17 protein-coding genes are annotated in these 17229 nt (G+C 54.5%); 5 read left to right on the top strand and 12 right to left on the bottom strand.

Going from position 1 to position 17229, the window contains the following annotated elements; all coding sequences use genetic code 11:
* Window positions 1–115 precede the first annotated feature (115 nt).
* Entirely contained in the window at window positions 116–1180 is a 1065-nt protein-coding gene (locus QK300_RS12160; RefSeq protein WP_281301967.1) for a deoxyhypusine synthase, read from the bottom strand.
* Window positions 1181–1198: 18 nt separating this feature from the next.
* Window positions 1199–2443 carry a type III PLP-dependent enzyme gene (locus tag QK300_RS12155; RefSeq protein ID WP_281301968.1) on the bottom strand — a complete coding sequence of 415 codons (1245 nt, stop codon included), beginning with the start codon at window positions 2441–2443 and terminating at the stop codon, window positions 1199–1201.
* Between the two features lie 662 nt (window positions 2444–3105).
* Between QK300_RS12155 and QK300_RS12150 the strand changes: the two genes are divergently transcribed.
* The gene (locus tag QK300_RS12150; protein ID WP_281320853.1) at window positions 3106–4197 is read left to right on the top strand and encodes an isoaspartyl peptidase/L-asparaginase; all 1092 of its coding nucleotides are present in this window, start codon (window positions 3106–3108) and stop codon (window positions 4195–4197) included.
* Between the two features lie 27 nt (window positions 4198–4224).
* Here the strand turns inward: QK300_RS12150 and QK300_RS12145 are convergent, their stop codons facing one another.
* The 7 genes from QK300_RS12145 to QK300_RS12115 form a co-directional block, all read right to left on the bottom strand.
* Entirely contained in the window at window positions 4225–5382 is a 1158-nt protein-coding gene (locus QK300_RS12145) for an osmoprotectant NAGGN system M42 family peptidase (protein WP_281301970.1), read from the bottom strand.
* Window positions 5379–7097 (bottom strand): N-acetylglutaminylglutamine synthetase, encoded by a 1719-nt coding sequence (gene ngg, locus QK300_RS12140; RefSeq protein ID WP_348651893.1) that lies wholly within the window; start codon window positions 7095–7097, stop codon window positions 5379–5381. Before ngg ends, QK300_RS12145 begins: the two co-directional genes overlap by 4 nt.
* A 143-nt stretch (window positions 7098–7240) precedes the next feature.
* Entirely contained in the window at window positions 7241–9046 is a 1806-nt protein-coding gene (locus QK300_RS12135; RefSeq protein ID WP_281301972.1) for an N-acetylglutaminylglutamine amidotransferase, read from the bottom strand.
* Window positions 9047–9172: 126 nt separating this feature from the next.
* Window positions 9173–10480, bottom strand: a complete 1308-nt coding sequence (locus QK300_RS12130) for an MFS transporter (protein ID WP_281301973.1) — start codon at window positions 10478–10480, stop codon at window positions 9173–9175.
* Window positions 10481–10661: 181 nt separating this feature from the next.
* Window positions 10662–11186 carry a sigma-70 family RNA polymerase sigma factor gene (locus QK300_RS12125; protein WP_281302009.1) on the bottom strand — a complete coding sequence of 175 codons (525 nt, stop codon included), beginning with the start codon at window positions 11184–11186 and terminating at the stop codon, window positions 10662–10664.
* Between the two features lie 209 nt (window positions 11187–11395).
* Entirely contained in the window at window positions 11396–11986 is a 591-nt protein-coding gene (locus QK300_RS12120; protein ID WP_281301974.1) for a superoxide dismutase, read from the bottom strand.
* A complete protein-coding gene (locus QK300_RS12115; RefSeq protein WP_281301975.1) occupies window positions 11979–12230 on the bottom strand; it encodes a hypothetical protein in 252 nt (83 codons plus the stop codon). The genes QK300_RS12120 and QK300_RS12115 overlap by 8 nt, the downstream gene beginning before the upstream one ends.
* 90 nt (window positions 12231–12320) lie before the next feature.
* Between QK300_RS12115 and QK300_RS12110 the strand changes: the two genes are divergently transcribed.
* Together QK300_RS12110 and QK300_RS12105 are read left to right on the top strand one after the other, a co-directional pair.
* Window positions 12321–12605: a DUF883 family protein gene (locus QK300_RS12110; protein WP_281301976.1), complete on the top strand. Its 285-nt coding sequence runs from the start codon at window positions 12321–12323 to the stop codon at window positions 12603–12605.
* A gap of 2 nt (window positions 12606–12607) precedes the next feature.
* Window positions 12608–13102: a phage holin family protein gene (locus tag QK300_RS12105; RefSeq protein ID WP_281301977.1), complete on the top strand. Its 495-nt coding sequence runs from the start codon at window positions 12608–12610 to the stop codon at window positions 13100–13102.
* 30 nt (window positions 13103–13132) lie between these two features.
* On the opposite strand, the gene QK300_RS12100 is transcribed toward QK300_RS12105, so the two are convergent.
* A complete protein-coding gene (locus QK300_RS12100; protein WP_281301978.1) occupies window positions 13133–13888 on the bottom strand; it encodes a M48 family metallopeptidase in 756 nt (251 codons plus the stop codon).
* 96 nt (window positions 13889–13984) lie between these two features.
* On the bottom strand, window positions 13985–14506 hold the full coding sequence (gene folK / locus QK300_RS12095; protein ID WP_281301979.1) for a 2-amino-4-hydroxy-6-hydroxymethyldihydropteridine diphosphokinase: 522 nt from the start codon (window positions 14504–14506) through the stop codon (window positions 13985–13987).
* 131 nt (window positions 14507–14637) lie between these two features.
* Between folK and QK300_RS12090 the strand changes: the two genes are divergently transcribed.
* A complete protein-coding gene (locus tag QK300_RS12090) occupies window positions 14638–15267 on the top strand; it encodes an NYN domain-containing protein (RefSeq protein ID WP_281301980.1) in 630 nt (209 codons plus the stop codon).
* Between the two features lie 30 nt (window positions 15268–15297).
* The gene (locus QK300_RS12085; RefSeq protein WP_348651892.1) at window positions 15298–15951 is read left to right on the top strand and encodes a uracil-DNA glycosylase; all 654 of its coding nucleotides are present in this window, start codon (window positions 15298–15300) and stop codon (window positions 15949–15951) included.
* 31 nt (window positions 15952–15982) lie between these two features.
* On the opposite strand, the gene QK300_RS12080 is transcribed toward QK300_RS12085, so the two are convergent.
* Window positions 15983–17182 (bottom strand): LL-diaminopimelate aminotransferase, encoded by a 1200-nt coding sequence (locus tag QK300_RS12080; protein WP_281301982.1) that lies wholly within the window; start codon window positions 17180–17182, stop codon window positions 15983–15985.
* Between the last annotated feature and the right edge of the window lie 47 nt (window positions 17183–17229).

The raw sequence follows: 17229 nt of genomic DNA, 5'->3' as shown, positions 1-17229 counted from the left end.
GCCCTCATGCGAAAAATCATCGTCATCGCTAACGCAAAAATCAGAGATATGAAACTCCAACAACAGAGTTGATGACGCGTTATGGGGGGGCGGGGTGACGAAAAACAAGAGACGGCTATTGCCCATCCACCGCATCGAACAACCGGGCGAAATGGCGCGCCTCACGCCCTTTCCAAAACCCGCGATGATAGGCATCCGATGCAATCAGGGGCACCACGGTGGTGGCTTCGGCAAAAACCATCTGTTCATAAGCGGTTTCCACCTTGCCCCAGCTTGATGCTTCTTTCAGTGTTGAGGATGAACAGGCCCCATCGCGCACATCGGCCACGGTGATCTGGATCGCATATTTATGCATTTCCGCTTCAACACCCAGAATTTCCGCACAAACCACCGTATCCTGCACGAAATTCTTGGGCACGCCACCGCCCACCATCAAAAGCCCTGTGCGGCCGGCTTTGATCTTGATATCGGTCAGTTCCCGGAAATCGGCGATGGAATCGATGGTCAGATAAGGCGCATTCGCCTTCATCCGGTTCACCTGATGCTTCACAAGGCCAAAGCCTGCCGAGCTATCGGTGAAAGCGGGGCAGAAGATCGGCACATCATGATCAAAACAGGTTTCGATCAGGCTGCCTTTCTTTTTGGCATTGCTTTTCAGCCAGCGGCCCATTTCACGAATGAAGGCGCGGCTGGAATAGGCCCGTGATGGCAGGCTATCGGCGATTTCCAGCAACACATGATCGCAGGCCTGCAATTCTTCCTCATCGATGAAGGTGTCATAAATCCGATCGATATAAAGATCGCGCAGATCATTATCATCGAGGGTGGAACTGCCCTGATAATGGCGGAAGCCAAGGGCCTCGAAAAAATCCATATCGATGATCGATGCGCCGGTGGCCACGATGGCATCCACCATTCCGGCGGCCACCAGATCGCGATAAACATGCATGCAGCCGCCTGCCGAGGTCGATCCGGCAAGGGTGAGGATCACCGAGCAATCGCGATCCGCCAGCATCCGGTTATAAATCTCGGCAGCCCGGGCGGTATCGCGTGAGGTGAACGACATCTTGCCCATCGCCTCCACCAAAGGGCGGGCGTCATATTGGGTGATATCGATATGTTCCACCGGCTTTGAAAGCAATTCGGCCTTGCGATTGGTTTGGGCGGTCTGGTCAGCCATCTTCAGTCCTCTCGATCTTTATTGTGCATCGGCCATGGCAGCATCATGCTTCACAGGCAGGGGAACGACATTATTGGTCATGGCTTCCCGCGGCGCCACGGCAACGGTGAGATCGGAATGAAAGCCATTGAATTTGGTGCGCATCGACATGCCATAAGCCCCAAGATTGGCCACTTCGATCCAATCGCCTTCGGCCATATCGGCAGGCAGCATGAACGGACCCTTCATCACATCCATGCTATCGCAGGTGGGGCCATAAAAAATGAATGCCTGCTCATTATCACAAGCCGCGCGGCGCAGATCAACCCGTCGCACAGGATAACGCCAGCCAATGGCCCCGGCATCATATAAAGCCCCAAAGGTGCCATCATTGAGATAAAGCGCATTGCCCTTGCGCAATTCCACCTTCACCAGCACTGATCCGCCATCACCCACCAGCGCCCGGCCCGGCTCGCACAAAAGCGGCAGGCCCAGAAAGCCATAATCGGCCACCGCCTGATCGATCACGCCCATGAAATCATCCAAAGCCGGTGGTTCCATCCCCGGATAGGCAACGGGAAAACCACCGCCCACATCAAGGAGATCAATCGAGATTTCCGCTTCATCAAGCAAGGCCCGCACAGCAGCAATGGCTTTGCGGTAGCTATGGGGGTTCATGCATTGCGAACCCACATGAAAGCTCACGGCGAGATTGGCGGAAACCGCCCGCGCCGCCTGCAAAAGATCCACAGCCGCCGCCCCATCCACCCCAAATTTGCCGGACAAATCAAGGGCCGCATCGCCTTTGGGCAGGCCAAGCCGAATGAAGAGGCCCAGATCATCGGCACCATTGGTTTCTTCGATGATTTTTTCCAATTCTGCCAGGCTATCAATGGCGAAATCGCGAACCCCGGCCAGATAGGCATAGCGAATGGCCCGGCGGCTTTTCACCGGGTGCATGAAATAAAGCTTTGCCGTGGCCGATATCCGGCGCACCGCATCGATTTCCTCGATAGAGGCCACATCGAACGCAGTGATCCCTGCATGAACAAGGGTTTCCAGCACCGCAGGCGTGGGATTGCATTTCACCGCATACATCACCGTGCCGGAAAAGCGGCTCAAAAAGGCGTGTGCTGCGCGTTCCATGCTTTGACGATACAGCACATGAATGGGCTGATCATCGGCAATGGTGGCCACCACATCCTCAATCGAATTGAAAACAGGAATATCGTGATCAACGCCAGCATCAACGGATGGGTGCGCAAAGGCATAAAGTGCAGTCATGTTCATGGTCCTTTGGTGAACGAGGCCAGACCCATCTTGCCCGGCAAGAGGATCAAAAGTTCACCGGCCGCCATCCCTTGCGCATCATACAGCCTGGGAGACGTGGGGCACGGCAATGCTTCCCGCAAGGGGAGGCTATGCGAGCATCGGACTATGCTTGTCGAGGACCATGAAGCGCCAGCGCCAATAGCCCCGGTCGCTGGCAATAATTTTAAGCCCTTTGGAAGATATTCCGCCGGGGAAGCACACATCACTGGAGGCCATTGGCGACTCCCTTTATCAATCAGTGTCGGCTCATTGAAAAAGGCCGCCGACCCAACCAACAAAAAAAGCACGCATCGTTACGTAACCAGTACATAAGGGCCAGGGGCACGTGCGCGTACGTGACGCTCATATGACTGAACATTGCCCATGATTCAAGGATGAAATGATGTCTTTTGCCCACCAACCCAAAAAAATTTATAAAGTGCAATTAAACCAATGCGTTGTAAATTTTCACTCTGAGCCCTTTTCGGCCATTTTCATGGCCTCGCCGGGCCATGTCCCCCAACATCGGCCCCGGCCATCTTCTCGATCTGAGAAAAGTGCTTTAGACTATGAGGTCAATAAGACCGTTCTGACCGCGAAATCTCAAAGAATCACCATAATAAAGGACAATCATGATGATCCCCGCGCCCGTCTCATCTCGGCATTTCCAAACGAAACGAACCGGGCTCATCGCCGCCTGCCGCCTGTCGCTTGGGCTTTTGGGCGGCATCATGCTGAGCGCGCTGGCCATCAGCCCCCAAAGCCGGGCGCAGGAGGTGACACAGGATGATGCCCCCTCTTACGCCATCGCCCTTCATGGCGGTGCCGGCACCATCACCCGCGCTTCCATGACGGCAGAGTCTGAAGCCGCCTATCGGGCCGCCCTTGGCGAAGCGCTGATCGCCGGGCAAAGCGTGCTCAAAAGCGGCGGCACAGCCATTGATGCCGTGGCCGCGAGCATTCGCATCATGGAAGACAGCCCCCTGTTCAATGCCGGGAAAGGCGCGGTGTTCACCTATGATGGCCGCAATGAGCTGGATGCCGCCATCATGGATGGCCGCACATTGAAGGCCGGGGCGATCACCGGCGTGACCCGGATCAAAAATCCCATCCTGCTGGCGCGGGCGGTGATGGATCAATCGCGGCATGTGATGCTTTCGGGTTTGGGGGCCGAACATTTTGCCCGCACCCAAGGCATCGACCTCGTTTCCCCCACATGGTTTTTCACCGATCGGCGTTATCAGCAGCTTTTATCCATCCAAAATCATGAAAAAGGCGCCATGCAGCTTCATTTTGATGGCGATCATCAATTCGGTACCGTGGGCGTGGTGGCTTTGGATCAGGCGGGCAATCTGGCGGCGGGCACCTCTACCGGCGGGCTGACCAATAAAGAATGGGGCCGCATCGGCGATAGCCCCATCATCGGCGCAGGCACCTATGCCGATAATAAAAGCTGCGCCGTATCGGCTACCGGCACCGGGGAATATTTCATGCGCGCCACCGCCGCCCGCACGATTTGCGCCCTGATCGAATATAAGGGCTATGATGCGCAAAAAGCCGCCGATGAAGTGATCCATCAAAAGATTGCCGGGCTGGGCGGCGATGGCGGGGTGATTGCGTTGTCGCACAGCGGCGAGATTGCTTTCAGCTTCAATACCGAAGGCATGTATCGGGCAAAATTGAGCAGCCAAAACCCCACCCCCGACATCCTCATTTATAAGGATTGAGATCCCCATGCATGGCCGAGCGGCGGCTCAATCATCGGATGGAAAGCCGTCTGCCGCTTCTTTTTTGGATGGGGTGATCGGTTGATGGGTAAAGCCCTTCAATCCTGAAAGCTGATCCTTGTCGCGTTCGATATGCACTTCGCTTTGCAGATAAACCCCCACAAGCTCGGCAATCGAGCGCAGGGCATGACTATGGATTCGTTCCCACCCATGGCTGGCATCGATCCCGAACGTGATGAGCGCGGTTCGGATATCATTGCCCGCCTCAAGGGCCGAAGCGCTATCCGAGCGATAATAGCGAAAAATATCGCGCTGATGGCGGATATCATGCTGTTCGCATAAGGCCAGCAGCTTTTGGGTGAGGTGATAATCGAAAGGCCCGCTTTGATCGGCCATGGCGATGGTCACGCCAAATTCCCGGCTGTTCTGCCCCGGTGCTGTGGTGCCATTATCGATGCTGACCATCGAGGCGATATCGCCATGAAGAATGGTGGAGGCACCGATCCCCACCTCTTCGGCGATGGAGAAAAGAAAATAGCTATCCACCGGCAGATCGCATGGATCATCCACCAAAGCCTTGATCGCCGCAAACATGCTGGCAACCCCCGCTTTATCATCCAGATGGCGGGAATTGATGAAGCCATTGACCAGTTCCGGCATGGGATCGATGGCCACGAAATCGCCGATGGCAATCCCCGCCCGCATCAGATCGTTTTTGGAAAAGCACAGGCCATCCACCCGCACTTCCAGATTGCTCCAGGCCGAAGGCTGTTGATCGATTTCTTCGTTAAATGTATGGCCCGATGCCTTCAGCGGCAGGATGGTCCCGCGCCATGATCCCTTGGTGGTAAAGATATTGCACCGCGCGCCTTCGGCAAATCGCGCCGACCAATGGCCGATGGGAACGATTTCAAGGCGGCCATTGTCTTTCAGATTCTTCACCTGCGCGCCCAGTGTATCCAGATGGGCGATGATCGCCCGCCCGGGATGTTTGGCCTTGCCCTTGATCCATGCTCGAATGGCGCCGCGCCGGGTCAATTCATAATCAAGGCCCAGGCTTTTGAGCTCCTGCGCGCAGAACCGGACGATTTCATCCGTATAGCCCGTGGGGCTGGGGATCGCCAGCAGGCGCAATAAGATCTGTTCCAGATAGCTGATGTCGATGGTTGGTCTTTTGATCGTCATGATCCTCCGCCGATGTCTTTGCTCAGTTTTAAATCCGTAGGCAATGAATGGGGAAACAACAGATCGATGAACCGCTCGGCTGTGGGCTGCGGCTCATGATTGGCAAGGCCCGGGCGTTCATTCGCCTCGATCACGATATAATCGGGCTCGCTTGGTGATTTCACGATCATATCCACACCCACCACCGGAATATCGATGGTTTTAGCACAGGTGATAGCCGCTTGACACAGATGCGGATGCAGCCGATCCGTCACATCATGCAAGGTGCCCCCGGTATGCAGATTGGCCGTTTTCCGCACAAAAAGCTGTTTTTTTGCGGGCAGAATATCAGCCAGACCAAAGCCCGCACTGCGGATGGTGCGTTCGGTTTCCTGATCGAGGGGGATGCGCGATTCACCATTCGTGGCCGCCATGCGCCGACGGCTTTGGGCCTTGATCAGCGCTTCGATCGTGCTTGATCCATCACCGATGATGGCCGCCGGGCGGCGGATGGCCGCAGCCACCAGCTTGAAGCCGATAACGATGATCCTGAGATCGATGCCATCAAAATATTCTTCCAATAGCACATGATCATCCACCCGCCGGGCGGCCTCCACCGCCTGTTCGAGATGCGCCGCATCGGTGATATTGACACTGACCCCCCGCCCCTGCTCCCCATGCCGGGGCTTGACCACGATGGCCCCATGCTCATGCAAAAAATCGGCATTGCGATCAGGGTTTAAAGCCGCCTGCTGCTGGGCGGGCACCCGCACATTGGCCGCCCCCAAAAGCCGCCTTGTGACCATTTTATCCGCGCAGCGGCTCATGGCGATGGCGCTGGTCAATTCGGTGAGGGATTCCCGGCAGATCACCGATCGCCCGCCAAAAGAGAGCCGAAAATAGCCATTTTCAGCATCCAGAACATCCACATGAATGCCCCGCCTGCGGGCTTCATTAACGATGATCAACGCATAAGGATTGAAATTGGCATCAAAAGACGGACCGGCAAACAGCTTTTCATTGATCGAATTCTTGTTTTTGAGGGCAAAGAAAGGCAGGCGCTGAAAGCCCAGCTTTTCATAAAGCGCAATCGCCTGTTCATTATCGTGCATCACCGATAAATCCAGATAGGCATTGCCCCGGGCCTGAAAATGCTCGGCCAGGCGCCGCACCAAAGCTTCGCCGATACCGGGATAGGGGCTTTGGGGATCCACCGCCAAACACCATAAGGACGCCCCGCGCTCGGGATCATGATAAACCTGATAATGATTGACCCCGGTCACCGTTCCCACCAGATCCCCGCTTTCATCATCCTGGGCCACATAATAGGTGAGGCTGCGGCTATCGCGGCGATCCCAGAAAAAGCTGGGATCCACCTGCACCATATTGCGCGCCGCATAGATGCGATTGATTTCGGCAATATCAGAACGATGCGACAAGCGCCGGATATGAAAGCCGCGAAAACGCCGCACCGCAGGCTGATAGGTATGGAGATCAAGGCGATAGGTATGGGATGGATCGAGAAAAAGCTCCTGAGGGGCTTTGGAAAGCGCGACATGGGGATCACGCAGATAAAAAGCGATATCGCGCTGTTGGGGCATTTCCTGACGCAGGGCTTCCACCACATCATCGAGGCGATCAAAGGTCTGGGCAAAATATAACCGCCCCCAGCCGCAATCGATAAAGGCATCATGGGCCATGGTTTTACGCTGGGGTTTCAAGGATTGCGCGCGCATTTTATCAAGGCGATATTGCCGATCAGGCCGCCCTGACCCGGGCTTGCGCCCCGGCGAAGCGGATGGCTCCGCTCGGCGCTTCCCTGTCTGGTCCCCATTTGCCGGGCCATCTTTTTGATCATCGGGCACATCACTCATAGCGATCAAAGCCCCTGTTGTTGCAGCCAATATTCCAGCAAAGCCACCTGCCACAGCTTAGACCCGCGCAAGGGGGTGATATGATCCGCCGGATGCGCCAGAAGCTCATCCACCTTAGCCCGATCAAATAATCCGCGCGCCCGGGCTTGGGGGGCATTGAGAATATCGCGCACCAGATCATGATAGGGCCCTTCGATATATTTAAGGGCAGGCACCGGAAAATAGCCCTTTGGCCGATCGATCACTTCATGGGGAATGATTTTTCGCGCCGCTTCCTTCAGAATATATTTGCCGCCATCCCGTACTTTCAATTCAGCGGGAATGCGCGCCGCCAATTCCACCAGTTCATGATCCAGAAACGGTACCCGGGCTTCCAAGCCCCAGGCCATGGTCATATTATCCACCCTTTTCACCGGATCATCCACCAGCATGATCTCGGTATCGATCCGCAGGGCCTTGTCGATGGGCCGATCCGCCCCTTTTGCGGCAAAATGCCCTTCGATAAAGCTTTTGGCATGATCATCACCGCGATAATCGGGGCCCAGTATTTTTTGCATTTCACGATGATCGCGATCACAAAACACCCGCATATAATCCGCCACCCCATCGCGCGACTCCATCATCGGCGGATACCAGTGATAACCGGCGAAAATCTCATCCGCCCCCTGCCCGCTTTGCACCACCTTCACATGCTGCGAAACCTTTTCGCTCAACAGGTAAAAGCCGATAGCATCATGGCTGACCATGGGTTCCGACATCGCCGCCACGCATTGCCCCAATGCCGGCAGGGCACGCGTGGAATCGATGAAAAGCTGATGATGATCGGTGGCAAAATGCCTGGCGATCAGATCGGAATACTGAAACTCATCCCCCCGTTCATTGCCCACGGTTTCAAAGCCGATGGAAAAAGTCGCCAGCCCCGATTGACCGGCTTCCGCCAAAAGCCCCACCACCAATGAGCTATCAAGCCCGCCGGAAAGCAAAACCCCCACCGGCACATCGGCAACAAGGCGGCGCTGCACCGATTGGCGCAAAACCTCGATCAGCTTGTCTTCCCAATCATTTTGGCGATAAGCCCGTTCATCCTCATGAGGGCCAAATTGGACTGACCAGTAAACAGTCTCCGTTTCCCGGCCTTCGGCATCGATTTCAAGCAATGTGGCGGGGGGCAATTTCCGCACCCCCTTCAAAATCGTGCGGGGTGGCGGCACAATCGCATGAAAGCTCATATAATGGGCAAGGGCGATGGGATCGATATCGCAATCCACATCACCACCCGCCAATAAAGCAGGCAGGCTGGAGGCAAATCGCAACCGCCGCCCCCCCATACCGGCGCCCCCATCGGGATCGGTTTGCTGCCATGACAGATATAAAGGCTTGATCCCCTGACGATCCCGGCCAAACAAAACCCGGCCATCATCCCGGTGCCAGATGCAAAAGGCAAACATGCCATAAAGCCGGGTGACGAAATCCTTCCCCCAATGATGATAGGCTTTTAAGATCACCTCGGTATCGCCATGGGAAAAGAATTGATAGCCCTTGGCGATCAATTCGGCGCGCAATTCGGGGTAATTATAGATACAGCCATTGAAAACAATCGCCAGCCCCAGCGCAGAATCGACCATGGGCTGTTGGGCGGCCTCGCTCAGATCGATGATTTTCAGCCGACGATGGCCGAAAGCCACCCGGCCTTGCGACCACAGGCCGTGGCCATCGGGCCCGCGCGGTGCCAGCGCCCGGGTCATCCGCTCAACGGCCGCAGTCTCAGCCCTTTGATGATGAAAACTGATCTCGCCTGCAATGCCACACATAGGCGTTTCATGCTCCTTCATTCATGATCATCGGATCATGCATCACAGCATAAAAGACGGCGCATTGGCCAGTTTGTTCGCGATAAAAGGCAGGTGATCCCCATTTGAACAGGATAGATAAGGCTTTTAGCGCCGCTCGTCCGCGTCAAAATTCCCATCCAAATGCCCATCAAAATCCGCTTGTTGGTCACCCGCATCCCCGGCTGCATTTTCATCAACAGGATCGTGCAATTGGAAAGCCGCCATGGTGGTGCGCGGGGTGAGTTGGAAATCTTCTTTCTCGGCATCCGGCGTGGGGGCGCGGCTTTTGATCAGAGCAAAAATCACCAAAGCCCCCAGCCCATGAACAAAGGCTGTAAAGCCAAACATCATCAGCGGACCATGATATTTGATGAGCACCGCCGTTGCCAAAGGCCCGAACAGCGAACTCGCCCCATATAAAAACAAAAGTCCGCCTGAAACGCTGACAAAATTTTCCGGCCGCGCCTGATCATTGGCATGGGCAATGCAAATCGGCTGGATGGTGAAAGCAAAAGCCCCGAACAAAAAGCCCAGAACCATAACCGCCACCGGCGATATTCCGGCAAAAAAGACCAGACCCAAACCGCTGAGGCTGGCCGCCGCAGCAACGATACCGGCCACCTTTCGTCGATCATAACGATCTGATAAATGGCCAATGGGCCACATCAAAACAGCCCCGCCCAAAAGGGTGAGCGCCATGAACAGGGAAATATCATCAACAGCCATGCCCATCCGGGCCGCAAAAATAGGACCAAAAGCCCAAAAAGAGCTATTGGCAAACCCCACTGCGATTGAACCAACCACCGCCACCCGCGACACATCGAGCAAGGATCCCATCCGCAAACGCGGTTGGGGCACCGGCACCGGCAGGGGGGCCCGTGTGAGGGCCACGGGCAAAGCCGCCAGGGCCGAGGTGATCGCCACCAATGAAAAAAGCTGATAGCCCCCCAAGGGATAGGCCATCAATAAAAACTGGCCCAGCGCCAGCATCACCATCCCCACAAGGGAATAAAGCGACAAAAGCGCCCCCCTGATATGATTAGGGGCGCGTTCATTAAGCCAGCTTTCAATCGCCATATAGGCAATCGCCAGCGACGTGCCCGTTAATACCCGGGCCAGCATCCAGAAGATCTCATCAATCACCAGAGGATAGAGCAAGGCGAGAGCGCACAAAGCCGCTAAAACCGCAGTCAGCACCCGCACATGGCCCAAGCGGCCGATCAGCGGGGCGCCGATGATACATCCCAGCAAAAAACCCGCAAAATAGCCCGTGCCCAAAGTGGCGATGGCCATATCACCAAATTGCTCGGCCTGCGCCCGGATGGGAATCAGGGTGAATTGCAGGCCATTCCCCAATTGCAGAATGGCTGCACATAAAAGCAGTGCGAAAATGGAGAAAACGACCGGGCGCATCGATGCTGTTTCATTGACCTGTGTTGAAAAGGAGCGAACCCTTGATCCGCGCCCTCTCCTACCCCCTTGCGAAGCCGGACGCAAATTCCACGATCCCGCAAGGGCCCAATCTCACCGAAAAAGGCTAAAAAAGGATTTCACAAAACAGCTTTAGGGCAAAAAAGCTGAAGAGTTCAAGGCTTTAATGGACACTGACTGACTTCTGCATGTCGCGCAAAGAATCACGCGCCCTGAACAGGCGGCTTTTAACCGTCCCCACAGCCAGCCCCAGATGATCTGCGGCTTCATGATATTTATAGCCACAAACCCCCACCAGCAATACCACCGATTGTTCCGGCTCGCTCAAGCGATCGAAACTGCGGGAAAATTCTTCCAATTCCACGGTCCATGGCTGGGGAGCCGGATGCGACATCCCCTCGCCCCACTCTTCCATGGGGATATGCACCCCGCGCCGGCGCAGACTGCGGCATTGATCGATATGCATATTATGCATGATGGTAAACATCCAGGACCGCAGATTGGACCCTTCGCGGAAAAAATCCTGCCGCGAGATGGCCCGTTCCAAGGAATCCTGCAGCAAATCATCGGCCTGATCCAGATCCCGCGTCAAAGACCGCGCATAACGGCGCAAATGGGGAATTTCATGCTTTATCTGTTCCAGAATGGCGTGCTTCATAGCCCGTCCTCCTTTATTTAGATCAGCAATTATAGTGTTAATTATGTCATAAAGAAGAATAGTTTAGTTAATGGAAAATTCATACGAAAATCAAAAGTCGCATTAGAACATTATTACAAAATAATTCATAATTTTTAACAAGTTAAAATAAAATGGGTGCGCTCATCCATAAGCACACCCATTCTAATTGATATCCGAACAGTCTCAAATATTCTTTGAAAGTTCGGATTTAAAAATAATCAGGCCTTTGAAAGGCGCTCATTGACATAATCCCAATTGACCAGCTTTTCGATGAAGGTTTTGAGGAAATCCGGCCGACGATTTTGGTAATCCAGATAATAAGCATGTTCCCACACATCGGCGACCAGCAAAGGCGTTGCCCCATGAACCACGGGATTTTCGGCATTGGCGGTTTTCATGATCGCAAGCTTGCCATCCTTGAGCACCAGCCACACCCAGCCAGAGCCGAATTGCCCGGTCCCGGCGGCCACGAATTCTTCCGCAAAGACTTCAACCGAGCCAAAGGCTTCAACAAGCTTGGCTTTCAAGGCGTCTGGAACGGCACCACCGCCATTGGGCTTCATGCATTTCCAGAATTCATTGTGATTATAGATCTGGCCCACATTGTTGAAAAGCTTGTCATTCTTGCCAAAGCTTTCCACCATCACCTGTTCAAGGCTTTGGCCTTCATGCGCCGTACCTTTCACCAGATCGTTCGCCACATCCACATATTTTGCATGATGCTTGCCATGATGAAAATCCAGTGTTTGAGCCGACATATGAGGCTCCAGCGCATGTTTTTCATAAGGCAGTTTTGGCAATTCAAACATAGTCAATCCTCCGGTTATTAAGGGCGATAAAAGCGCAGACCCATGAATTCAGCGCATGCGACGCCGCAGTCATGACATTGTCTCCAATCCATGATGATACAAGGACGGCCCCAGCATTTGCATGACAAGATACTGGTTTTATAGAAAATTCTTTTGCCAGATGCACCTGTTGTTTTCTGCGGATATGATCATAGATGTAAAGGACAAGGCTGATACAAAATGTAAAAGCCCGGGAACGTTCCATGCTGACCCACGTTCCTTCATGATAGCCCATGAGGGCTGCACCGGATTTTCAATATGAAGACCGGACCCGCATTTATACGGAGGACTGACCATGGCGACCGAAAAAAATTATGCCACCGAAATCGATGCCATCAAAGGGGATGTTCATCAATTGCGCGAAGATATCAGCGCCCTACTGGGGGCCTTTGGCGATGATGCCGGAGAGCGCGGTGTCCAGGCCCGCGAAGCCGCCCTAGCCAAATTACGCCAGGCCCGTGCCCAAGGTACGGCGCATTTGCAGCAGGTGGAAAAAAGCATTGAAGACAACCCCTTGATCGCTCTTGCCGGGGCTTTGGGCCTGGGCTTTCTCATCGGCGCCCTGCTCAATCGGCGCTGATCATGATCGGGGGGGAATTTTTCAAAAATATCGCCGCTGATGCCGCAAGACGTTTGCTGCTCATCCTGATTGCCGCCATTTTGTCAGCGGTCGTGATTGTTTTGCTGTGCGCGGCCATGATCGTGGGGCTGAGCCATTTTGTGCCGATCTGGGCCTCTTTGCTGATCACCGCGGGCTTGCTGCTGGTGATCGCCCTCATTGCCCTTGTCAAAGCCTCTGCTGATGATCGAAAGACGCTTTCATCGCCCCAAAAAAAGGCATCAACGGCCGCACAATCAAACGAAAGCGGATCGGGGGATGCCGCCGCCAAAGGGGCAAATGCCCTTGATACCGGCATTTTTCTGGGCGAAGCCGTGAGTGCGGCGATGAAAACCCATCCCAAAAGCACGCTGGGGCTCGCATTGCTGGGCGGCATGGCTTTGGGGGCCGATCCGGCCTTGCGCCGGGATCTGATCAATCTGTTGCAAGGGGGGCGCAATAAACCCGGATCGGATTGATCAGCGCAGATTTCCCAGATTTCCCAGATTTCATTGGGGCTGATAATAAGCCATGGCTTCAGGGATCAAGCCCCTTATCCGTTCGATTCGATCTTCGGGCAAAGGATGGGTCGAAAGAAATTTCGGTTGCCGCTCTCCACCCAAGGCGGCGAAATTAGTCCATAATTCCACCGCCGCATGGGGATCATATCCGGCTTTCGCCATATAAATCAAACCGATGCGATCGGCTTCGGATTCCTGCGATCTGTTGAACGGTAAAGCCACCCCCAAAGTCGCCGCCCCCGATACCATCGCAACCATTTCCTGGCTGCCGGTGCTGGCCCCCAAAACGGCCAGCCCCAATTGAGTGGCCATATCCCGGCTCATGCGTTCCGCCGAATGCTGGGCCATCACATGGGCGATTTCATGGCCCATCACTGTAGCAAGCTGAGCTTCGGTTTTCGCGACTTGAAACAGGCCCGTATTCACCCCCACCTTGCCACCGGGCAGGGCAAAGGCATTGGGCGTCTCATCCTTGAACAGGGTAAATTCCCAGGCAAACCCTTCTGCGCCCTCAACCACTTTTGCCATGGCAATCCCGATCCGCTCCACCATCCGGGCTTCGGGGGTATTGGTCACGACCGGCAATTGCTCCTTGATCTGCTGATAGGAGGCCACGCCCAAAGCGGTGGATTGGTCCTGGGAGACCAAAATCAACTGCCGCCGCCCGGTCACCGGCGCCGTGGTGCAGGAAACCAGCAGAAAAATCAGCACAAAAGCCGCCGGAACCACTCGTTTCATCCCCATCACGCACTCCACCTAAAGGGTTCAGTCTCTCATCCCCTTATAAAGAGGATTCCCACTTTCCAACACCAGAAATCATCGAAAGACCGCGAGAAGATTTCATAGGCGCAGCACAGATTGATCCCCCAGGCCACGCAATAGCTTTTGCCCCGAACCCAAAATCGGATGCTGCCAATCAGGCGCAATTTCCAGCAAGGGCTGAAGAACGAAGCGGCGTTCATGAAGATGGGGATGCGGTAAAATCAGGCTTTGCGGGGCGGCATGGCTTGTGGATGCCTGCGCCCACGCTTTTTTATCGGGCAATATCATCCCATCCATATCCAAAAGATCGAGATCAAGGGTGCGCGCCTGCCATCTGACATCGCGCTGGCGGGCAAAATGGCTTTCCACCTCATGCAAGCGATGCATCAGGGCCTGGGGCGTATCCATCCAATGGATCAGAGCCGCTGCATTAATATAAGACGGCTGATCTTTTGGGCCTATGGGAGCGCTTTCATATAAAGAGGATTTCTTTTCCACATTGATGCCAAAATCACGGAGTATAGAAAGTGTAGTGATGATTGTATTGGCAGGGTTACCCGCTATAGTCGTGAGATTACTGCCTAATCCAATATAAATCATATGAATTTTGTGCCATTTGTTGATTTGTTTCTATTGCGAACAGCTTCAAAAATACCTATGGCTAGCAGCGCAAGGGCTGAGCTTTTGAAAATCAACAATGATCCATCCATAAAAAAACGGACGCTTTCAAGATGATATTTTATCCGAACGAGAAAATTGGCGTATTTATCGACGGTGCCAATCTGTTTGCCACCGCACGCTCGCTGAATATGGAAATCGATTATAAAAAGCTGAAAACCTTTTTTGCGGAAAAAGGCCGTTTGATCCGAATCTTCTATTATACGGCCATGATTGATGATGCGGATTATTCGCCCCTGCGGCCCTTGATCGATTGGCTCGATTATAATGGCTATACCCTTGTAACCAAACCGATCAAGGAATTTACCGATGATCAGGGGCGGCGCAAGGTAAAGGGCAATATGGATATCGAAATCGCCGTCGATATGCTGGCCCTGTCGGAAAATCTCGATCATGTGGTGCTGTTTTCCGGCGATGGTGATTTTCGCCGATTGATCGAAGCCATTCAGCGCAAAGGGGTGCGGGTGACGGTGATTTCATCCAATACCACCCAGCCTTCGATGATTGCCGATGAATTGCGCAGGCAGGCGGATCAATATGTGGATCTGGCAAAAATCCGTGATGATTTTGCTCGCCCCCGCAGCCAGAATCCGCAGCAGCCCCAAAGCATCGAAAATGATGATTTCGATGAGGATGGCGAGTATTATGAAGATGACGATGATTATGAAGACGATCCCCAGTGAGCGGGGGCCTTTGTAAAAAAGGACGATCCCATCAAAGCCCCATCCGATACCCCCGCCGAAGCGCCGGCCTTATGCGATCTGTGCCCCCGGCTTGTGGCCTATCGAGCGGCTAATCAACAGAAATTTCCCGATTTTTTTAATGGCGCCGTGCCCAGCTTTGGCGATGAGGCGGCGCGGCTTTTGATCGTGGGACTGGCCCCCGGGGTGAGGGGAGCCAACCGCACGGCGCGCCCCTTTACCGGCGATTATGCAGGCGATCTGCTTTATCCCACCATGCTGAAATTCGGCTTTGCCAAGGGTGACTATCGCGCCGATCCAAAAGATGGGCTGTGCCTGTCGGGGGCGATGGTCACCAATGCCGTGCGCTGTGTGCCCCCGGAAAACAAGCCGATCGGCGCGGAAATTTCCCAATGTCGGCCTTATCTGATCAGCCGGATCAAGGCTCTGCCGCATTTAAAGGCGATTTTTCTGCTGGGGCGCATTGCCCATGAAAGCGTTTTGCGGGCTTTTGGCCAAAAGCCGGGCCACCATCCCTTTGCCCATGGGGCGATGCATCAGATCGCGGGTTTGACCCTGATCGATAGCTATCACTGTTCGCGCTATAATGTGAATACCCGCCGCCTGACCCCGGCCATGTTTGAAGATGCTTTTCAAAAGGCGGCAAAGGCAGCCGATCAACCATAGGGCCATCAAAAAACGGATGGGATCGCAGCCTTCAGGCGTTATCGATCCGGCCCTTGCCGCTTTCAAACAAGCGCTTCAGATTGCGCGCCGCCTGCCGGATGCGATGCTCGTTTTCCACCAGCGCAATCCGCACATGATCATCGCCATATTCACCAAAGCCCAGGCCCGGCGCCACGGCCACCTGCGCTTCTTGCAATAAAAGCTTTGAAAATCCCACCGATCCCAGATGGCGATAGGCTTCAGGCACAGGCACCCAGGCAAACATGGTCGCTGGCGGCGAAGGCACCTCCCATCCGGCCTGGGCAAAGCGCGAAACCAGCACATCGCGCCGCGCCTGATAGATCGCGCGATGTTCGGCCACACAATCCTGCGGCCCATTCAAAGCGGCGGTAGCGGCCACCTGAATGGGGGTAAAGGCCCCATAATCGAGATAGGATTTCACCCGCGACAAGGCCCCGATCAAGGTGGGGTTTCCCGCCGCAAAGCCGATCCGCCAGCCGGGCATGGAATAGGTTTTCGACATCGACGAAAATTCCACCGCGACATCCTTGGCACCGGGAATCTGCAAAATGGATGGCGGCGGATTGCCATCGAAATAAATCTCGGAATAGGCAATATCCGAGAGGATATAAAGCCCTTCCCGCCGCGCGAAATCGACCATTTCAGCATAGAAATCAAGGCCCACCACCTGTGCCGTGGGATTTGACGGGAAATTCAAAATCAGCGCCGATGGCCGGGGAACCGAATGGCGGCAGGCTTTTTCCAACTCCCCCACAAAGCGATCAAGGGGCAAAAGCGGCACATGCCGCACCGATGCCCCGGCAATGGTAAAACCAAAGGCATGAATGGGATAGCTGGGATTGGGGCATAAAATCACATCCCCCGGGGCGGTGATCGCCTGCGCCAGATTGGCTAAGCCCTCTTTCGATCCCAAGGTCACGATGGTTTCACGTTCGGGATCGAGTTCAACCCCGAAACGGCGATCATAATAACCCACCAGCGCTTTTCTAAGGCCGGGAATGCCCCGGCTCATGGAATAGCGATGGGTTTTGGGATCGCGCACCGCTTCGGTCAGCTTATCCACCACATGCCGGGGTGTGGGCAGATCGGGATTGCCCATCCCAAAATCGATGACATCATCCCCCCGCGCCCGCGCCGCTGCCTTCAGGGCATTCACCTCGGCAAAAACATAAGGCGGCAAGCGCCTGATGCGATAGAAATCGGACGTCATGACCCCATGCCACCTTTAGTTTGTTACGGATTTGCGGATTAAATTAA

This window comes from Iodidimonas sp. MBR-22 (genome assembly GCF_029946565.1).
Classification (GTDB): Bacteria; Pseudomonadota; Alphaproteobacteria; order Sphingomonadales; family Rhodothalassiaceae; genus Iodidimonas; species Iodidimonas nitroreducens.
This window is presented reverse-complemented; position numbering and strand designations above follow the sequence as displayed.